Origin of the sequence: Roseomonas sp. E05 (genome assembly GCF_030063475.1) — a bacterium.
Classification (GTDB): Bacteria; Pseudomonadota; Alphaproteobacteria; order Acetobacterales; family Acetobacteraceae; genus Pseudoroseomonas.
Genome location: NZ_JASIRT010000005.1, coordinates 246,761 through 264,278 on the forward strand (window position 1 = coordinate 246,761; position 17,518 = coordinate 264,278).

The 17,518-nt window shown below is 75.1% G+C and carries 9 protein-coding genes; all 9 read left to right on the forward strand.

Annotated elements, in window-relative coordinates:
• Nucleotides 1-55 precede the first annotated feature (55 nt).
• Nucleotides 56-7,411, forward strand: coding sequence for a type I polyketide synthase (locus QMO56_RS08200; protein ID WP_283524818.1), 7,356 nt, complete (start codon nucleotides 56-58; stop codon nucleotides 7,409-7,411).
• The gene (locus tag QMO56_RS08205; protein WP_283524819.1) at nucleotides 7,408-8,739 is read left to right on the forward strand and encodes an aminotransferase class I/II-fold pyridoxal phosphate-dependent enzyme; all 1,332 of its coding nucleotides are present in this window, start codon (nucleotides 7,408-7,410) and stop codon (nucleotides 8,737-8,739) included. The genes QMO56_RS08200 and QMO56_RS08205 overlap by 4 nt, the downstream gene beginning before the upstream one ends.
• A 6-nt stretch (nucleotides 8,740-8,745) precedes the next feature.
• The gene (locus tag QMO56_RS08210; RefSeq protein WP_283524820.1) at nucleotides 8,746-9,882 is read left to right on the forward strand and encodes a hypothetical protein; all 1,137 of its coding nucleotides are present in this window, start codon (nucleotides 8,746-8,748) and stop codon (nucleotides 9,880-9,882) included.
• A 298-nt stretch (nucleotides 9,883-10,180) separates the two neighbouring features.
• Nucleotides 10,181-11,371 (forward strand): capsule biosynthesis protein, encoded by a 1,191-nt coding sequence (locus QMO56_RS08215; RefSeq protein WP_283524822.1) that lies wholly within the window; start codon nucleotides 10,181-10,183, stop codon nucleotides 11,369-11,371.
• A gap of 135 nt (nucleotides 11,372-11,506) precedes the next feature.
• Nucleotides 11,507-12,496 (forward strand): cytochrome c oxidase subunit II, encoded by a 990-nt coding sequence (gene coxB, locus QMO56_RS08220; protein ID WP_283524823.1) that lies wholly within the window; start codon nucleotides 11,507-11,509, stop codon nucleotides 12,494-12,496.
• A complete protein-coding gene (gene ctaD / locus QMO56_RS08225) occupies nucleotides 12,493-15,033 on the forward strand; it encodes a cytochrome c oxidase subunit I (protein WP_283524825.1) in 2,541 nt (846 codons plus the stop codon). The genes coxB and ctaD overlap by 4 nt, the downstream gene beginning before the upstream one ends.
• 10 nt (nucleotides 15,034-15,043) lie before the next feature.
• On the forward strand, nucleotides 15,044-15,421 hold the full coding sequence (locus QMO56_RS08230; protein ID WP_283524827.1) for a hypothetical protein: 378 nt from the start codon (nucleotides 15,044-15,046) through the stop codon (nucleotides 15,419-15,421).
• A complete protein-coding gene (locus tag QMO56_RS08235; RefSeq protein WP_283524829.1) occupies nucleotides 15,421-16,056 on the forward strand; it encodes a cytochrome c oxidase assembly protein in 636 nt (211 codons plus the stop codon). The genes QMO56_RS08230 and QMO56_RS08235 overlap by 1 nt, the downstream gene beginning before the upstream one ends.
• Nucleotides 16,053-17,165 (forward strand): c-type cytochrome, encoded by a 1,113-nt coding sequence (locus QMO56_RS08240; protein WP_283524831.1) that lies wholly within the window; start codon nucleotides 16,053-16,055, stop codon nucleotides 17,163-17,165. The genes QMO56_RS08235 and QMO56_RS08240 overlap by 4 nt, the downstream gene beginning before the upstream one ends.
• The last annotated feature ends 353 nt before the right edge of the window (nucleotides 17,166-17,518 follow it).

A 17,518-nucleotide genomic window follows, 5' to 3' on the forward strand; every position in this document is an offset into this window, starting at 1 on the left:
GGCCTGATGCCCCCCTCGCACGCAAGTGCCCGAAACGGCCGGCTGAGCAGATGGAATGAGGAACGGAACGAGCCCTCCAGGCGCCGCCGCGCGCCACACCGATGCCGTCGCCATCGTGGGGGCGGCCTGCCGCCTGCCGGGCGCGCCCAGCCTGGAGGCCCTGTGGGAGCTGCTGGCGCGCGGCGGCGACGCGGTGGGCACCCTGCCGGCCGATCGCTTCACGCAGGCCGCCTTCCACCATCCGCGCAGGAGCGAGCCGGGCCGCAGCTACAGCTTCGCCGCGGCGCATCTCGGCGACATCAGCGGCTTCGACGCGCCCGCCTTCGGCCTCTCCCCGCGCGAGGCGGCGGAGATGGACCCGCAGCAGCGCCTGCTGCTGGAGGTCGCCGCCGAGGCGCTGGAGGATGCCGGCTGGCCGGCCGGCCAGCTCGCCGGGCGGGCGGTCGGCGTCTGGGTCGGCGGTTCCTCGACCGACTATGCCGAGCTGCGGCTGGGCGACGTCTCCGGCGCCGATCGCTACTTCATGACCGGCAACACGCTGTCGATTCTGGCCAACCGCCTGACCAACGTGTTCGACCTGCACGGCCCGGGCCAGACGATGGACACCGCCTGCTCCTCCTCCCTGGTGGCGCTGGACGCGGCGGTCGCCGCGCTGCGCGCCGGCCGGGTCGAGGCGGCGCTGGTGGGCGGCGTGCAGCTGCTGCTCTCGCCCTTCGCCTTCACCGGCTTCTCCCGCGCCGGCATGCTCTCCGCGCGCGGCCGCTGCCAGGCCTTCGATGCCGCGGCGGATGGCTATGTGCGCGGCGAGGGCGCCGGCGTGGTGGTGCTGAAGCCGCTCGCCGCGGCGCTCGCGGCCGGCGACGCGGTGCGCGGCGTCATCCTGGCCACCGGCAGCAACGCCGCCGGCCGCACCATCGGCCTTTCGCTGCCGAACCGCGAGGCGCAGGCGGCGCTGATCGGCCAGGTGCTGGCCGAGGCCGGGATCTCGCCCGAGGACTTCGCCTATTTCGAGGCGCATGGCACCGGCACGCAGGTCGGCGACCCGGCGGAATGCTGGGCGATCGGCACCACCCTGGGGCAACGGCGCGGCACGCCGCTGCCGGTCGGCTCGATCAAGACCAATATCGGCCATCTGGAGCCCGCCTCCGGCATGGCCGGGCTGCTCAAGGCCATGCTGGTGCTGGAGCGCGGCGCCCTGCCGCCCAACCTGCACTTCAACACGCCCAACCCGCAGATCGATTTCGGCGGGCTCAACATCCGCATCCCCACGGCGCTGGAGCCGCTGGCGCTGCCCCCCGGCGCCGTGGCCGGGGTGAACAGCTTCGGCTTCGGCGGCACCAACGCCATGGCGCTGCTCGGCGCCCCGCCCGCCGCCGCCCCGGCACCGGAAGCCGGGGAGGCCCCGCTGCCGCCGCTGGTGCTGACCGCCCGCTCCGCCGCCGCGCTGAAGGCGCTGGCCGGCTCCTGGCAGGCGCGCCTGGCGGAGCGTCCCGCCACGCCAGCCCTGCTGCGCGGCGCCGTGCGCCACCGCGACCTGCACGCGCACCGGCTGCTGCTGCGCGGCGATGCCGCCAGCCTGCCCGCGCAGCTCGGCGACTGGCTGGCCGGAAAGCGGCCGGAGGGCGTGACCCAGGGGCAGGCGCGCCCCGGGCCGCTGGCTTTCGTCTTCTCCGGCAACGGGGCGCAGTTCGCCGGCATGGCGCGCGAGGCGATGGCGCACAACGCCGCCTTCCGCCGCGCCGTCGAGGCGGCCGACGCCGTGCTGGCGCCGCTCGCCGGCTGGTCCGGCGCCGCCGTGCTGGCCGCGGGCGCCACCGCCGAACAGCTCGCCGGCACCGACATGGCACAGCCGCTGCTGTTCCTGGCGCAACTCGGCATCCTGGCGGCGCTGGCCGGGCACGGGCTGCGGCCCGATCTCTGTCTCGGCCACTCGGTGGGCGAGGTGGCCGCCGCCCATGCCGCCGGCATCCTCGACCTGCCCCAGGCGGCGCGGCTGGTGGTGGCGCGCTCCCGCGCCCAGCACCGGCAGCGCGGCCTCGGCCGGATGGCGGCGGTCGGCGCCTCGGCCGAGGCCCTCGCCCCGCTGCTCGCCGCCTGCCCGCCCGACGAATCCGGCTGGCGGCCGGAGATCGCCGCCTACAACGCCCCCGATTCGCTCACCCTGGCCGGGCCGGAGGCCGCCATCGACTGGCTGGTGGCCGAGGCGAAGGCGCGGCGCTGGGCCGCCGTGCGGCTCGACCTCGACTATGCCTTCCACTCGGCGGCGATGGACCCGGTGCGCGATTCGCTCGCCGCCGAGCTCGCCGGCCTCGCGCCGCGGGCGGAGGGGTGCGGCTTCCTCTCCACCGTCACCGGCGCGAAGCTGCCCGGCCCGGCGCTCGAGGCCGAGTACTGGTGGCGCAACCTGCGCGCCCCCGTGCGCTTCCAGGCCGCCGTGCAGGCGGCCGCGGCGGCGGGGGCGCGGCTCTTCGTCGAGATCGGCCCGCATCCGGTGCTGCAGGCCTATCTGCGCGACAGCCTGCGCGCCGCCGAGACCGAGGCGGCGGTGCTGCCCAGCCTCTCGCGCCGGGACGCACCCGGCGACCCCTTCCCCGCCCTGGCCGACCGCGCCTTCGCCGCCGGCGCCGACCCGCGCGCCGCGCCGGCCTTCGCCGGGCCGGCCGAGCGGCGCGGCCTGCCGCCGACCCCCTTCGACCGGCAGCGCCACTGGTTCGCCACCACCCCGGAATCCACCCGGCTGACCGACGCGGTGCAGGACCACCCGCTGCTCGGCATCCGGCAGGGCCAGGAGCCGCTGCGCTGGTCGCGCCTGCTGGACACGGCGCTGGAGCCCTGGCTGGCCGACCACCGCCTGGGCGGCGAGCCGGTGCTGCCTGCCGCCGCCATGCTGGAGATGGCGCTGGCCGTCGCCGCCCTGCGCTTCCCCGAGGCGCCGGCACTGGAGGTGCAGGAGTTCCAGATCCTGCGCGCCCTGCCGCTGGCCGCCGAGAGCGCGCGCGAGCTGCGCTGCACGCTGGAGCCGGAGGGCAATATCCTCCTGCTGGAGAGCCGCCCGCGCCTTTCGGCGGAGGGCTGGACCCTGCATGCGCGCGGCCAGGTGGCGGCGGCGACCCTCGCCGCCCTGCCGGATGCGGCGCCGCCCCGCGGCGAGCCCGGCATGGCGCTCAGCGGCGCCGAGGCGCTGGCCGCCGCCCGCCGCCTGCAGCTCGACTACGGCCCCGCCTTCCAGGCGCTGCGCGCGGTGCAGCGCACCGCCGACGGGCAGGCCGCCCTGGTGCAACTGGCGCTGCCCGAGGCGGCGCCGCCCGACGCGGCGGGCTGGCTGCTGCATCCGGTGCGGCTGGACGGCGCCCTGCAGGGCCTGCTCGGCCTGCTCGGCACGGGTGCCGAGGCCGATGGCAGCGCCGTGGTGCCGGTGCGCTTCGGCCGGCTGGTGCTGCGTCGCGACGCCCCCGTGCCGGTGAGCGGCGACCTCCACCTGCTCCGCCGCGGCGCGCGCAGCGGCCAGTACAGCCTGGCGCTGCGCGACGGCAGCGGCCAGGTGGTGGCCTGGCTGGAGGATGGCTGGATGCAGCGCATCCCGCTCCTGGCCCGCCGCGGCACGGAGGAGGCGCTGTTCCGCATCGTGCCGCAGCCGACGCTGGCCGCCCCCTCCGCCGAGGATCCGGTGCCCGACCTGGATGCCGCCACCCGCGCCGCGCTGGCCGAGGATGCGGCGCAGGACCTCTCCGAGGCGGCACTGCTGCTGGAGGGCTTCGTGGCTGCCAGCGCGCATGCCGCGCTGCGCGCCCGCGCCGGGGCGGGTGCGGATGCGGATGCCGGGGGCCTGCTGCCGCTGCCCGGGCTGCGTCCCTACGCGCTCGGCCTGCTGCGCGCGCTGGCGGAGGACGGGCTGGCCGAGCCCACCCCCGCCGGCTGGCGCCTGGCGCCCGAGGGCGAGCTGCCGCCGCCCGCCGAGATCTGGCAGACCGTGCTGGCCGAGGCGCCGACCCTGGCGCATGAGCTGGCCTGGCTGGCGCATGCCGCCGAGCGCCTGCCCGCCGCCCTGGGCGGGGGCCTGCCGGCACCGGAAAGCCTGCTGCCCGCGCCCGAGGCGGCCGGCTTCGAGCGTCTGGCCGCGGTGCTGGCGCGCGCCGTGGCCGCGCTGGCCGCCGCCTGGCCGGCGGAGCGGCCGCTGCGGGTGCTGGAGGTGGGCGCCCAGGGCGGCGCGCTGACCCGCGCGCTGCTGGCCGTGCTGGAGGCCAGCGGCAAGCCGGTCCGCTACATCGCCGCCGGCGCGCCGGGCGATGCCCGCGCCGCCTTCATCCCGGCGCATGCCGAGAGCATCGCCTTCCACTTCGAGGCCTGGGACCCCGCCTCGCCCGACCCCGCCCCCGCGCTCACGGCCGATCTGGTGGTGGGCATCGCCGCCGCCGCCCGCAGCCGGCGCGGCGCCGCCCTGCTGGCGGCCCTGGCCCCGCTGCTGGCCCCCGGCGGCACGCTGCTGCTGGCCGAGCCGCTGCCCGGCCGCGCCTGGAGCTTCGCCTGCGGCCAGGATCCCGAGGGCTGGGCCGACGGCGCCGCCCTGCCGGACAGCGCCGCCTGGGAGAGCGCCTGCGCCGCGCCGGACTGGGCGCGCGGCTGGGCGGCGCCGCTCGGCTCCGCGCCCTGGCCGGCGGTGCTGCTGGCGGCCCGCCGCGCCGCCGCCGCCACGCTCCCGGCCGAAGCCCCGCCCCCGGCGGCAGCCTTCCAGATCCATGCCGACGCCGCCAGCACGGCCATGCGCGACGCCCTGGCGGCCGCCCTGGCGGCGGCCGGCGCGCGCGTCGCCACCCTGCCGCTGGAGGCCGCCGCGGCCCAGCCGCCGCGCGCCCTGGCGGGCGCCGCGCTGGTGGTGCTCGCCGCGCCGGCGCCGGAGGCGCTGCCCGCCACCCTGGCGCAGGTCACCACCCTGGCCGAGGCGGCGCGCGGCCGCGCCGCCAGCTTCACCCTCGTCACGGGCGATGCCGCGACCGTGCCGGAAGCCGCCGCCCTGCTCGGCCTCGGCCGCGTGCTCGCCAACGAGATGCCGGAGCTGAAGCCGCGCCGCATCGGCCTGGGCGGGGCGCCTGGTCCGCAGGCGGCGGCCCGCCTCCTGCCTGACCTGCTCGGCACCGCGCCCGAGCCGGAGCCGGAGCTGCACCTGGCGCCGCAGGGCCGGCTGGTGCCACGGCTGCGCCCCGGCGCCACCCCGCCGACGCCGCCGCAGGGCCCGGCCCGGCTGGCCATCCGCCAGTCCGGCCAGCTCGGCAGCCTGGCCTGGGAGCCGCTGGAGCTGCCCGCCCCCGGTGCCGGCGAGGTGGTGGTGCGCGTCGAGGCCGCCGGGCTGAACTTCCGCGACCTGATGTGGGCCCAGGGCCTGTTGCCGGAGGAGGCGCTGGTCCATGGCTTCGCCGGGCCGACGCTGGGCATGGAGATGGCGGGGGTGGTCGAGCAGGCCGGCCCCGGCAGCCCCTTCCAGCCGGGCGAGGCGGTCTTCGGCTTCGCCCCGGCCGCGCTGGCCAGCCGCGCCCGCACGCGGGTGGAAGCCCTCGCCCGCATCCCGGCGGGGCTCGACTTCGCCGCCGCCGCCGCCGTGCCGGTCGCCTTCCTCACCGCCGTCTATGCGCTGGAGCGCTGCGCCGCGCTGCGCCCGGGCGAGACGGTGCTGATCCATGGCGGCGCCGGCGCCGTCGGCCTTGCCGCGCTGCAGGTGGCGCGCGCCGCCGGGGCGCGCGTCGCCGCCACCGCCGGCACCCCCGCCAAGCGCGCCTTCCTGCGCGCCGCCGGCGCCGAGCTGGTGCTGGACAGCCGCGACCCCGGCTTCGCCGACCGCCTGCGCGCCACCTGGCCGGAGGGCGTGGACGTGGTGCTGAACTCGCTGGCCGGCGAGGCGATGGAGCGCAGCCTGGGGCTGGTGAAGCCCTTCGGCCGCTTCGTCGAGCTGGGCAAGCGCGACTTCTTCGAGAACCGCCGCGTCGGCCTGCGGCCCTACCGCAACAACCTCACCTATTTCGGCGTGGACGTGGACCAGCTGCCCAAGGCCCGCCCGGCCCTGGCGCGCGAGCTGCTGCAGGAGATCGCCGGCCGCCTCGCCGCCGGCGCGCTGCGGCCGCTGCCCTATGCCCGCCGCCCGGCCGAGGCGGTGGAGGCCGCCTTCCGCACCCTCCAGGCCAGCGCGCAGATCGGCAAGCTGGTGCTGACCCCGCCGGCGATCCCGGCACGCCCCGCCGGTTGCCCCGATCCCGCCGCCTGGGCGCCGCCCGCCGGCACCATCCTGGTGGTCGGCGGCACCGGCGGCTTCGGCTTCGAATGCGCCAAGTGGCTGGCGGCACGCGGCGCGACGGACCTGGCGCTGCTCTCCCGCCGCGGCGGCGCCGCGCCGGGGGCCGAGGCCGCCGTCACCGCGCTCGCCGCGCTCGGCGCCCGCGCCACCATCCATGCGGCGGACGCGGCGGATGAGGCCTCGCTGGCCGGCGCGCTGGCCAATATCCGCGCCGAGGGGCCGCCGCTGGTCGGCGTGGTGCAGGCCGCCGCCGTCTTCGACGACGCCGCCGCCCCCGCGCTGGACGCGCGCCGCTTCGCCGCCGTGCTGGCCCCCAAGCTCACCGCGGCGCGCCACCTCGACCGGCTGACCCGGCGCGACCCGGTCGCGCTGTTCCTGCTGTTCTCCTCCGCCACCACGGCGATGGGCAATCCCGGCCAGGCCAACTACGTCGCCGCCAATGCCGCGCTGGAGGCGCTGGCCCGCCGCCGCCGCGCCGAGGGGCTGCCGGCCCTGGCCGTCGGCTGGGGGCCGATCGCCGATGCCGGGGTGCTGGCCGCCCAGGCCGCCACCGCCGAGACGCTGGCCCGCCGCCTCGGCGTGGAGCCGATGCCGGCGGCGGAGGCGCTCGCCGCCCTGCCCGCCATGCTGGCCAGCGGTGCGCCGGTGCTCGGCCTCGCCCGCGTCGGCTGGCGGGAGGCACGGCTCGCCCTGCCGCTGCTGGAGGAGCCGCTCTTCGAGGCGGTGCGCGGCCGCGCCGAGACGGCCGCCGAGGCCGGGGCGCTGCGCGAGCACCTGCTGACCCTCACGCCGGAGGCCGCCCGCGCCCTGCTGCGGCAGACCGTGCGGGAGGAGATCGCCCGCATCCTGCGCCTGCCCGCCGAGGCGGTGCCGACCGACGCGCCGGTGGCCGGGCTGGGCCTGGACAGCCTGGGCGGGCTGGAGTTGCGCGGCGCGCTGGAGCAGCGGCTCGGCATGGCGGTGCCGCTCGCCTCGGTGACGGAGGACCTGACCATCGACCTGCTGGCCCGCAAGCTGTCGGAAGGGCTGGCGGGCGGCCAGCCGGTGGAGGATGCGGTGGCCCACCTCGTCGAGCAGTTCGAGCCGAGCGGGGCGGCGCAGCCGCGCCCGGCGGAGGCGGCGGAATGAGCGGCGGGCTTTCCGCCACCGCGCGGCTGGCGCTGCTGGCACGGCTCTCGAAGCGCCGCGGCGGCGAGGCGCCGCGCCCCGGGGCCGGCAGCGCGCGCGACTTCACCACCCTGCCCGGCATGCGCGACTTCGCCCTGCTGGGCACCGCGCTGGAGTCGCTCGACCTGGAGAGCCCGCTGTTCCAGCAGCATGACGGGCGGGCCGGCGCGCACAGCCATATCCGCGGCCGCGAGGTGATCAACTTCGCCAGCTACGACTATCTCGGCCTGAACGGCGACCCGCGCGTGCAGGCGGCGGCCAAGGCGGCGATCGACCGCTACGGCGTCTCGCCCTCCGGCGCGCGCATCACCGCCGGCGAGCGGGCGCTGCACCGCGAGCTGGAGGCGGCGCTGGCCGAATGGCACGGCACCGAGGCGGCGCTGACCTTCGTCTCCGGCCATGCCACCAACGTCACCACCATCGGCCACATCATGGGCCCGCGCGACGTGGTGGTGCATGACGCGGCGATCCACAACTCCTGCACCGAAGGCATCCGCCTCTCCGGCGCCCGCCGCATCCCCTTCGCGCACAACGACCTCGACGCCGCCGAGCGCGAGCTGGCGGCCGCCCGCCGGGGCGCGCAACGCGCGATGCTGCTCGTCGAGGGCCACTACAGCATGGACGGGGACAGCCCCGACCTCGCCCGCTGCATCGCCATCGCCCACCGGCACGACGCCTGGCTGATGGTGGACGAGGCGCACAGCCTCGGCGTGCTCGGCGCCACCGGGCGCGGCGTGGCCGAGACGCAGGGGGTGGACCCCGCGGGCGTCGATCTCTGGATGGGCACGCTCTCCAAGACCCTCGCGGCCTGCGGCGGCTACATCGCGGCGCGGGCCGACGTGATCGACTGGCTGCGGCACACCGCGCCGGGCTCGGTCTATTCCGTGGCGCTGGCGCCGCCGCTGGCCGCCGCCGCGCTGGAGGCGCTGCGCATCCTGCGTGCCGAGCCGGAGCGCGTGGCGCGGCTGCAGGCCAATGGCGCCGGCCTGCGCGACCGGCTGAAGGCGCTGGGCTTCGACACCGGCGGCAGCCTCGGCGCGGCCATCGTGCCGGTGATCCTCGGCTCCTCGATCCGCACGGCGAAGGTGGCCTCCGCGCTGCTGGAGCGCGGCGTGACCAGCCAGGTGGTGGTCTTCCCCGCCGTGCCCGAGCAGTCCGCCCGCCTGCGCTTCTTCGTCTCGGCCGAGCACACGCCCGAGGACCTCGACCGCGCCGCCCAGGCCCTGGCGGAGGCGGTGGCCAGCGTCGGCCGGGTGGAGAGCCTGCCGCCGGCCGGCCTGCCGGGATAGCGCCGCTTGGCCGGGCCGGTGGAACTCCGCCCCGTCGCCACCGCCGCGGAGGCCGGGCTGTTCGTGCGCCTGCCCGCGCGGCTCGGTGGGGCCGCCGCCGGCTGGTCGGTGCCGCTCTTCGCCGATACCCGCCGCATCTTCGATCCCGGCTTCAACGCCGCGCTGGCCGAGTGGTCGGTGCCGCGCTGGCTGGCCTTCCGCGATGGCCGGCCGGTGGGGCGCATCGCCGCCGCCTGGCCGCGCGACGGGGCGGCGAGCCAGGGCGTCGGCGGCTTCGGCTTCCTGGCGCTGGAGCGGGACCCGGCGGTGCTGGCGGCGCTGCTCGGCGCGGCGCGGGGCTGGCTGGCGGCGCAGGGCGCGGCGCGGATGCGCGGCCCGCTCTCCTTCACCATCAACCACGAGGTGGGCGCGCTGGTGGAAGGCGGGGCGCTGCCCATGCCGCGCATGCCGCGCAACCCGCCCTGGCTGCCGCCGCTGCTGGATGCCGCCGGGCTGGCGCGGGAGATGGATGTGCTCGCCTGCACCCTCGACCTCGCGGAGGAAGCCCACCGGCCGCGCTTCGCCGCCCTGCTGGCCCGCTGGCCCGGCCGCTCCGAGCTGCACATCCGCCGCCTGCGGACCCGCCGCCTGGCCGAGGAGGTCGGGCTGATCCGCGACCTGTTCAACGACGCCTGGGCGGAGAACTGGGGCGCCCTGCCCGTCTCGGCGGCCGAGGCGGCGACCATGGCGCGGCTGCTGCGGCCGCTGCTGCTCACCGGCGCCGTCTTCTTCGCCGAATGGCGGGGCGAGCCGATCGGCATCGCCTCGCTGATCCCCAATATCGAGCCTGCCGCCGCAGGGCTGGACGGGCGGCTGCTGCCCTGGGGCTGGGCGCGGATGCTGCGGGCCCTGGCCGGCGGCGCGGAGAGCGCCCGGCTGCCCATGCTCGGCATCCGCCGCGCCTGGCGGGGCCATCCGGTCTCGGCCTATGCCATGGGGGCGTTGCTGAGCGCCGCCATCGACCATGCCGAGCGGCGCGGCTGGGCGCGGATGGAAGTCTCCTGGATCCTGGCCCACAACTCGGCCATGCTGCAGGCCATGGCGCGGCTGCCCGCCCCGGTGACCGGGCGCTGGCGGCTGTGGGCGGCCAGCCTGGGGGAATGAATTCGCCCAGCCCCCTTCTTTTTTTCTTCGGATCTTCCAGGCCCGGCCCGCAACGCGCCCGGATGACGAGCCGGGCCGGGAAGGCCGGAAGGATCATGTTCCGGGGGATTTTTTTACCATCCTGCAAGCCGCTGTCTGCCAAACTGCCGGGCGTGGCCGGAATTGACAGAATGTGCCCGGGCCGCTTTGAACGAAACGCAGGATGTCGGCCCCAGAACCTACGGCAGCGAAACGCTTCCTCTTCCTTCAGGGTCCGATCTCTCCCTTCTTCGCCAGGGTGGGGGCCGGGCTGCGGGAGTTGGGCCATACGGTCCACCGCATCAACCTGAACCTGGGTGACCGCCTGTTCTGGCGCGGCCCGGGCGCGGTTGACTTCCGCGGCCGGCCCGCCGAGTGGCCGGACTTCATCGCCGGATTCCTCGACCGGCACGCCATCACGGACATGGTGCTGCTCGGCGAGCAGCGCCCCTACAACCGGGCCGCCATCGCCGCCGCCGAGGCGCGCGGCGTGCGCGTGACGGTGACCGATTTCGGCTATATCCGGCCCGACTGGATCGTGCTGGAGCGGGACGGCATGAACGCCGCCAGCCGCTTCACCCGCGACCCGGCGGAAATCATCCGCCAGGGCGCCCGGCTGCCCCCGCCCGACCTCAACGCGAAGTACCGGGACAGCTTTCCGCTGCAGGCGCGGTGGGACATCCTCTACCACCTCGCCAGCCTGCTGCCCTGGCCTTTCCCGCACTACCAGAGCCACCAGCTCTACAACCCCATCCCCGTCTATCTCGGCATGGCCTGGCGGCTGCTGCGGCGCGGCGCCGCCAATCGCCGCGCCGAGACGATCCTGCGGGAGCTGATGGGCACCGGTCCGCTCTTCCTGATGGCCATGCAGATGGAGACCGACTTCTCCATCCGCGCCTATTCCAAGTACCGCGACCTCGACAGCGCGCTGCGCGAGGTCGCGCAGAGCTTCGCCGCCCATGCGCCGGCCAATGCCCACCTGCTGGTCAAGGTGCATCCGCTGGACCCCGGGCTGAAGAACTGGAAGCGCCGCAGCCGCCGCATCGCCCGCGAGTTCGGGCTGGAAGGGCGGATGCACTATCTCGGCGGCGGCAACCTGGGCGCCATCGTCGAGGAGGTGCAGGGCACGGTGACGGTGAACAGCACCGTCGGGTTGCGCGCCATCCTCGACCGCAAGCCGACCTTCGCGCTGGGCGAGGCGCTCTACCGCATCCCCGGCCTGGTCTTCCCCGGCACGCTGGACCGCTTCTGGACCGAGGCGGCCCCGCCCGACCCGGCGCTGCGCGAGGGCTTCCTGCGCTGCATCACGCACATGCTGCACATCCGCGGCACCTATTACGGCCAGCCCGGGCTGGACGCCGCGGTGCGGAACGCGGTGCGCCGCCTGCATCTCAACCTGCTGAACCAGGCCGACCCGGCGCTGCTGGACACGGGGAAGCCGGTTCCCACCGGAAGCGGCGTGAGCGGCTGAGCCCGGCCGTCCCGGCACGTTACAACCCCGCAACCCATTCGTCTCGCCGGCGTTGCCCCGGCCATGGCGCGGCGCGGCCGCTTCCACTCTGCCGGGGGAATGATGCGACTGAGGATGGGAGGCCGCCACGGGTGGATGCTGCTCGCGCTGCCCGTGCTGGGGGGGTGCAGCGGCGTGCAATCCGCGCTCGATCCCGCCGGCTTCGAGGCCAACGCGGTGGCGCGGCTGTTCTGGGTCATGCTGGGCGCCGCCGCGCTGCTCTGGGTGGCGGTGCTGGGGCTGGCCCGCTATGCCAGCCGGCAGCGGCAGCAACCCTGGCGCCATCACAGCGCCGGGCGGCTCATCCTGTGGTGCGGCGCCATCGGCCCCACGCTGCTGCTCTGCGCGCTGCTGACCTATTCCCTGCTGCTGATGCCGGCGCTGCGCGCCTCGGGCGGCCCGCTGCAGATCGACGTGCAGGGCGAGCAGTTCTGGTGGCGGGTGCGCTACCAGCCGCCCGGCGGCGCCCCGGTGGAAAGCGCCAACGAGATCCGCCTGCCGGTCGGCCAGCGGGTGGAGCTGCGCCTCAGCAGCCCGGACGTCATCCACTCCTTCTGGGTGCCCGCTTTGGCCGGCAAGATGGACGTGATCCCCGGCCGCACCAACCGGCTGGTGCTGGAGCCCACCCGCACCGGCCGCTTCCGCGGCGCCTGCGCCGAGTTCTGCGGCGCCTCGCATGCGCTGATGGCCTTCACCGTGGAGGTCATGGAACCCGAGGCCTTCGCGGCCTGGCTGGCGCATGAGGCCAGCCCCGCAGAGGTCAGCCCCGCACAGGCCAGCCCCGCACAGGCCAGCCCCGCCTCGGCGCCGGCGGCGGAGGGCCAGGCGCTGTTCCTGCAAAACGGCTGCGGCGCCTGCCACACGGTGCGCGGCACGGCGGCGGCGGGGCGCGTCGGCCCGGACCTGACGCATCTCGCCAGCCGCCCGACGCTCGGCGCCGGCACCCTGGAGAACACCCAGGCCAACCGCATGCGCTTCATCGCCCACACGCGGGAGATCAAGCCCTCCGCCCTGATGCCCGGCTTCGCCATGCTGCCGGAGGAGGATATCGCCGCGATCGCGGCCTGGCTGGGAATGCTGCGATGAGCGACGAGAAAACCGCCCGCGACGCCGATCTCGCCCGGCGCCAGGCGCAGGAAGCGCGGCTGAGCGCCGCCTGGGCGACCCCGAAGGGCTGGCGCTACTGGTCGGCGGTGAACAACACCGAGGTCGGTGTCTGGTACACCGTCACCTCCTTCCTGTTCTTCCTCTTCGCCGGCGCGCTGGCGCTGCTGGTCCGCGCCCAGCTCGCCGTGCCGGAGAACGACCTGCTCTCGGCGCCGCTCTACAACCAGGCCTTCACCCTGCACGGCACGGCGATGATGTTCCTCTTCGCCGTGCCGATCTTCGAGGCCGTCGCCATCCTGCTGCTGCCCACCATGCTGGCGGCGCGCGACCTGCCCTTCCCGCGGCTCTCCGCCTATGGCTACTGGTGCTTCCTGATCGGCGGCATTTTCGTCTGCGGCTCGATCTTCTTCAACGCCGCGCCGGATGCCGGCTGGTTCATGTACCCGCCGCTGACCACCGACACGCGCATCACCGGCATCGGCGCCGATATCTGGCTGCTCGGCCTCTCCTTCATCGAGGTCGCCTCGCTCGCCGCGGCGGTGGAGCTGATCGTGGGCGTGCTGAAGTGCCGCCCGCCGGGCATGCGCATCAACACCATCCCGCTCTACTGCTGGTACGTGCTGATCGTGGCGGGCATGATCCTCTTCGCCTTCCCGCCGCTGATCGCGGGCGACCTGCTGTTCGAGCTGGAGCGGCTGGCCGGCTGGCCCTTCTTCGACCCGCGTCGCGGCGGCGACCCGGTGCTGTGGCAGCACCTGTTCTGGATCTTCGGCCACCCCGAGGTCTACATCGTCTTCCTGCCCTCGATCGCGCTGCTGGCGATGATCATCCCGACCTTCGCGCGGCGGCCGATCGTCGGCTATTCCTGGATCGTGCTGGCCGCCGTGGGCACCGGCTTCCTCAGCTTCGGGCTGTGGGTGCACCACATGTTCACCGTCGGCCTGCCCGCCATCTCGATCGGCTTCTTCTCCGCCGCCTCCACCGCCGTCGCCATCCCGACGGGCGTGCAGATCTTCGTCTTCATCGCCACCATGCTGGCCGGCCGCGTGGTCTCCTCGACACCGATGCTCTTCGCCTCCGGCGCGCTGGCCATCTTCGTCATCGGCGGGCTGACCGGGGTGATGGTGGCGATCGCCCCCTTCGACTGGCAGGCGCATGACAGCTACTTCGTCGTCGCCCACCTGCACTATGTGCTGATCGGCGGCATGCTGCTGCCGCTCTTCGCCGGCGCCTACTACTATTTCCCGCTGATCACGGGCCGCAGGCTGTCCGACCGGCTGGCGCGCTGGGTGTTCTGGCTGATGTTCGCCGGCTTCAACATCGCCTTCATGCCGATGCATCTCAGCGGGCTGCGCGGCATGCCGCGCCGCGTCTTCACCTATCCCGGCGGCATGGGGCTGGACTGGCTGAACCTCGTCTCCTCGCTGGGCGCGGCGATCTTCGCGACCGGCGTGCTGCTCTTCGCCTGGGATACCGCCTGGGGCTGGCGCAAGCGCGAGAAGGCGCAGCGCAACACCTGGGGCGCCGGCACGCTGGAATGGCTGAACCCCCTGCCAGGGCCGAAATACGGCGTGCGCAGCGTGCCCGGCATCGCCTCCCGCTACCCGCTCTGGGACGACCCCGACCTGATGCGCCGGGTGGACGAAGGCCGCGAATACCTGCCCGACGCCGAGGAGGGGCAACGCGAGTCGCTGGTGACCTCGGTGCTGGACGCCAGGCCCATCCAGTGCCTGCGCGTGCCCGGCCCGAGCTTCCTGCCGATGATCGCGGCGGTGCTGACCGGCGCGGTGTTCATCCTCACCACCTTCCATCTCTACTGGTCGGGGCTGGTCTTCGGCGTGGCGGCCGCCTTCGCCATCCTGACCTGGCTCTGGACCGGCACCGCCATGGTGCCGGAGAAGCAGGCGAAGGATGTCGGCCACGGCATGCGCCTGCCGCTCTATGCCTCCGGTCCGCATTCGGTCGGCTGGTGGGCGATGTTCATCACCATGACCGGCGACATGACCGCCTTCGCCAGCCTGGTCTTCGCCTATTTCTACTACTGGACCATCCACCCCGTCTTTCCGCCGCTCGATGCCGCTGGCGCGCCGCTGGGGCCGGGGCTGTTCTGGCCGGGCCTCGCCTTCGCGGCGAGCATGGCCGCCTGGGGGCTGATGCTCTGGGCGCGCCGGCAGAATGCCGCCGGGCGGCCGGGCGGCCTGCGGCTCGGCCTGCTGCTCGCCATCCTGATGGCGGCCGGCAGCGCGGCGGCGATGCTGATGGGCCCCTGGCAGGCCGGGCTGGAGCCGGCAACCCATTCCTACCCCGCCGCCGTCTGGGTGCTGCTGATCTGGGCCGCGGCGCACTACGGCGCCGGCATCGTCATGCAGCTCTACGCCCTCGCCCGCAGCCTGGCGGGCAAGCTGACGCGCGAGCACGACATCGATATCCAGAACATCGTGCTCTACTGGCACTTCGCGGCCATCACCGGTCACGTCGCGCTCGCCACCGTGGCGCTGTTCCCGCTGGTCGGGTGAGGAGGCCGCCATGCTGATCTACAACCGCAAGCACGCCGATCTCTGGACCCTGCTGGCGCCGCCGGCGATCTGGGCGACCCATTTCATGGTCTGCTACGTCGCCGCCGCCATCGCCTGCGCCAAGGCGGCGGACATCTTCGCCAGCCTGCATGTGCTGCGCATCATCATCCTGCTCGTCACCCTGCTGGCGCTGGCCCTGATCGTCACGGCGGGGCTGCAGGCGCGGCGCCACTGGGGCTTCGGCACCGACGACCCGCCCTATGAGCAGCCCACGGCGGAGGTGCGGCAGCATTTCCTCGGCTACGCCACGCTGCTGCTCTCCGGCCTCAGCTTCGTCAGCGTCATCTTCGTCGCGCTGCCGGCGCTGACCATCGCGGATTGCCGCTGATGGCGCGCGCCGCGCCGTCCCTCGCCCTGCCGCTCGCCGTGCTGGTGCTGGCGCTGGTCTGGGGCGGGCCGCTGCTGCTGGTCTTCGAGCGCTCCTTCACCGGCCACATGGTCATGCACATGGGCGTGGTGGCGCTGGCGGCGCCGCTGCTCGCCATCGCCCTCGGCGGCACCCGCCTCGACCCGACGCGGCGCTTCCCCACCCTGCTCGGCCCGGTGGTGGTCTCCGGGCTGGAATTCATCGCCATCTGGGGCTGGCACGCGCCGGGGCCGCACCAGGCGGCGCGCAGTTCCTTTCCCATGCTGGCGCTGGAGCAGGGCAGCTTCCTGCTCGCCGCGCTGCTGGTCTGGCTTTCCTGCCTCGGCGCCGGCGAGGCCGACCGCCGCCCGCGCCAGGCCGCCGGCATCGTCGGCCTGCTGCTGACCTCGATGCACATGACGCTGCTGGGCGGGCTGATCGCCCTCGCCCCGCGCCTGCTCTACGACCACCCGGCCTGCCTCGGCCTGACGCAGCTGGAGGATCAGTCGCTCGGCGGCGTGGTGATGCTGCTGGCCGGCGGCGGCGCCTATCTGACCGGCGGGCTGTGGCTGGCGGCCCGACTGCTGCACGACCCCGCCGAGGAGGCCGCCCGATGACCATCCGCCTCACCTTCCGCCGCGCCGCGCTCGGCGTGGCGGCCCTGCTGCTTGGCGGGCTGCTCTTCGCCTGGTCGGGGGTCATGACCATCGGCGCCAGCAGCGGCCACTGGCCGGTGACGGAATGGTTCCTGCACTGGGTGATGCGCAGCTCCGTGCGCACCCATGCGCTCTCCGTCAAGGCGCCGGAGGATCTCTCCAGTCCCGCTTTGCTGGCCCGCGGCGCCGGGCATTACGCCACCGGCTGCGCGCCCTGCCACGGCGCGCCGGGGCAGCCGCAGAACCCGGTCATGCAGCAGAGCCTGCCATCGCCGCCGCCCCTGGCCCGCGAGCCCGGCGACTGGACGCCGGAGGAACGCTTCCGCATCGTGCAGCACGGCGTGCGCTACAGCGGCATGCCCGCCTGGGTGGCGCCGGAGCGGACGGACGAGGTCTGGGCCATGGTCGCCTTCCTGCAGGCCATGCCGCAGATGTCGCCGGAGACCTATCGCCGCCTCGCCTACGGGCCTGAGCAGGGCGAGGAGGCCCAGGCCCATGGCGCGGCCGGCCTGCGCGGCCTCGCGCGCGAGGAAATGGCCGACTGCGCCCGCTGCCACGGCCCCGACGGGCGCGGCCGCGACAACGCGGCCTTCCCCGTGCTCTCCGGCCAGAGCGAGACCTATCTCGCCCAGGCGCTGACTGCCTTCGCCGAGGGAAAGCGCCACAGCGGCATCATGCAGCCGCCCGCCGCGCGCACCGATGCGGCGGCGCTGCGCGAGATCGCCGCGCATTACGCGCGCCAGCCCGCTTTCCCGGTGCCGCAGAGCGCCGACGCGGCCCTGCTGGCCGAGGGCGAGCGCATCGCCCGCGCAGGCATCCCCGAGGAAGGGGTGCCGGCCTGCCTCTCCTGCCACGGCGGCGCCGCGCTGGCGCGCAACCCGGCCTATCCGCGCCTGCACGGACAGCATGCGGGCTATCTGGAGACCCAGCTCGCGCTCTGGCGCGAGGGCAAGCGCGGCGGCGGCCCCTTCAGCGTGCTGATGCACACCATCGCCGAGCGGCTGGAGCCGGACCAGGCCAAGGCCGCCGCCGCCTGGTTCGCCACCCGCCGCGAAGCGCCGGACCAGTAAGGCCGGGGGAATGAATTCCCCCAGGCCCCCTTCTTCTTTCTTCGAGTTCCCGGGCTGGCGGAAAGCGCCGCGCCAGATTGGCAACAAAGACAGGGGTCCGAGACACTGGCTCGGACGTGCCCCATCGGATGCGGCGGCAGTCGCCGGGGCGGCTTCCGCCCCGGCGCGGGCGCGGGCCGTCAGCGCCACCGAACTGATAAAAAGAGAAGAAGAGGGGGTCCCGGGGAGAATTCATTCTCCCCCGGTCCCGTCTTTTGGCGGATCTGAGGACAGGCCCGAATTCCCCGGACTTTTGCCAACCGCGCGGCCATCTCCCGCGTTGCCCGCCGCAGTGCAATGCGAAAGGAACGGCC

Bases quoted from the DNA above. Each gene is read 5' to 3' on its own strand.
- QMO56_RS08200 (WP_283524818.1), top strand. From the start codon at position 56: ATGAGGAACGGAACGAGCCCTCCAGGCGCCGCCGCGCGCCACACCGAT.
- QMO56_RS08205 (WP_283524819.1), top strand. From the start codon at position 7,408: ATGAGCGGCGGGCTTTCCGCCACCGCGCGGCTGGCGCTGCTGGCACGG.
- coxB (WP_283524823.1), top strand. From the start codon at position 11,507: ATGCTGCTCGCGCTGCCCGTGCTGGGGGGGTGCAGCGGCGTGCAATCC.
- ctaD (WP_283524825.1), top strand. From the start codon at position 12,493: ATGAGCGACGAGAAAACCGCCCGCGACGCCGATCTCGCCCGGCGCCAG.
- QMO56_RS08230 (WP_283524827.1), top strand. From the start codon at position 15,044: ATGCTGATCTACAACCGCAAGCACGCCGATCTCTGGACCCTGCTGGCG.
- QMO56_RS08235 (WP_283524829.1), top strand. From the start codon at position 15,421: ATGGCGCGCGCCGCGCCGTCCCTCGCCCTGCCGCTCGCCGTGCTGGTG.
- QMO56_RS08240 (WP_283524831.1), top strand. From the start codon at position 16,053: ATGACCATCCGCCTCACCTTCCGCCGCGCCGCGCTCGGCGTGGCGGCC.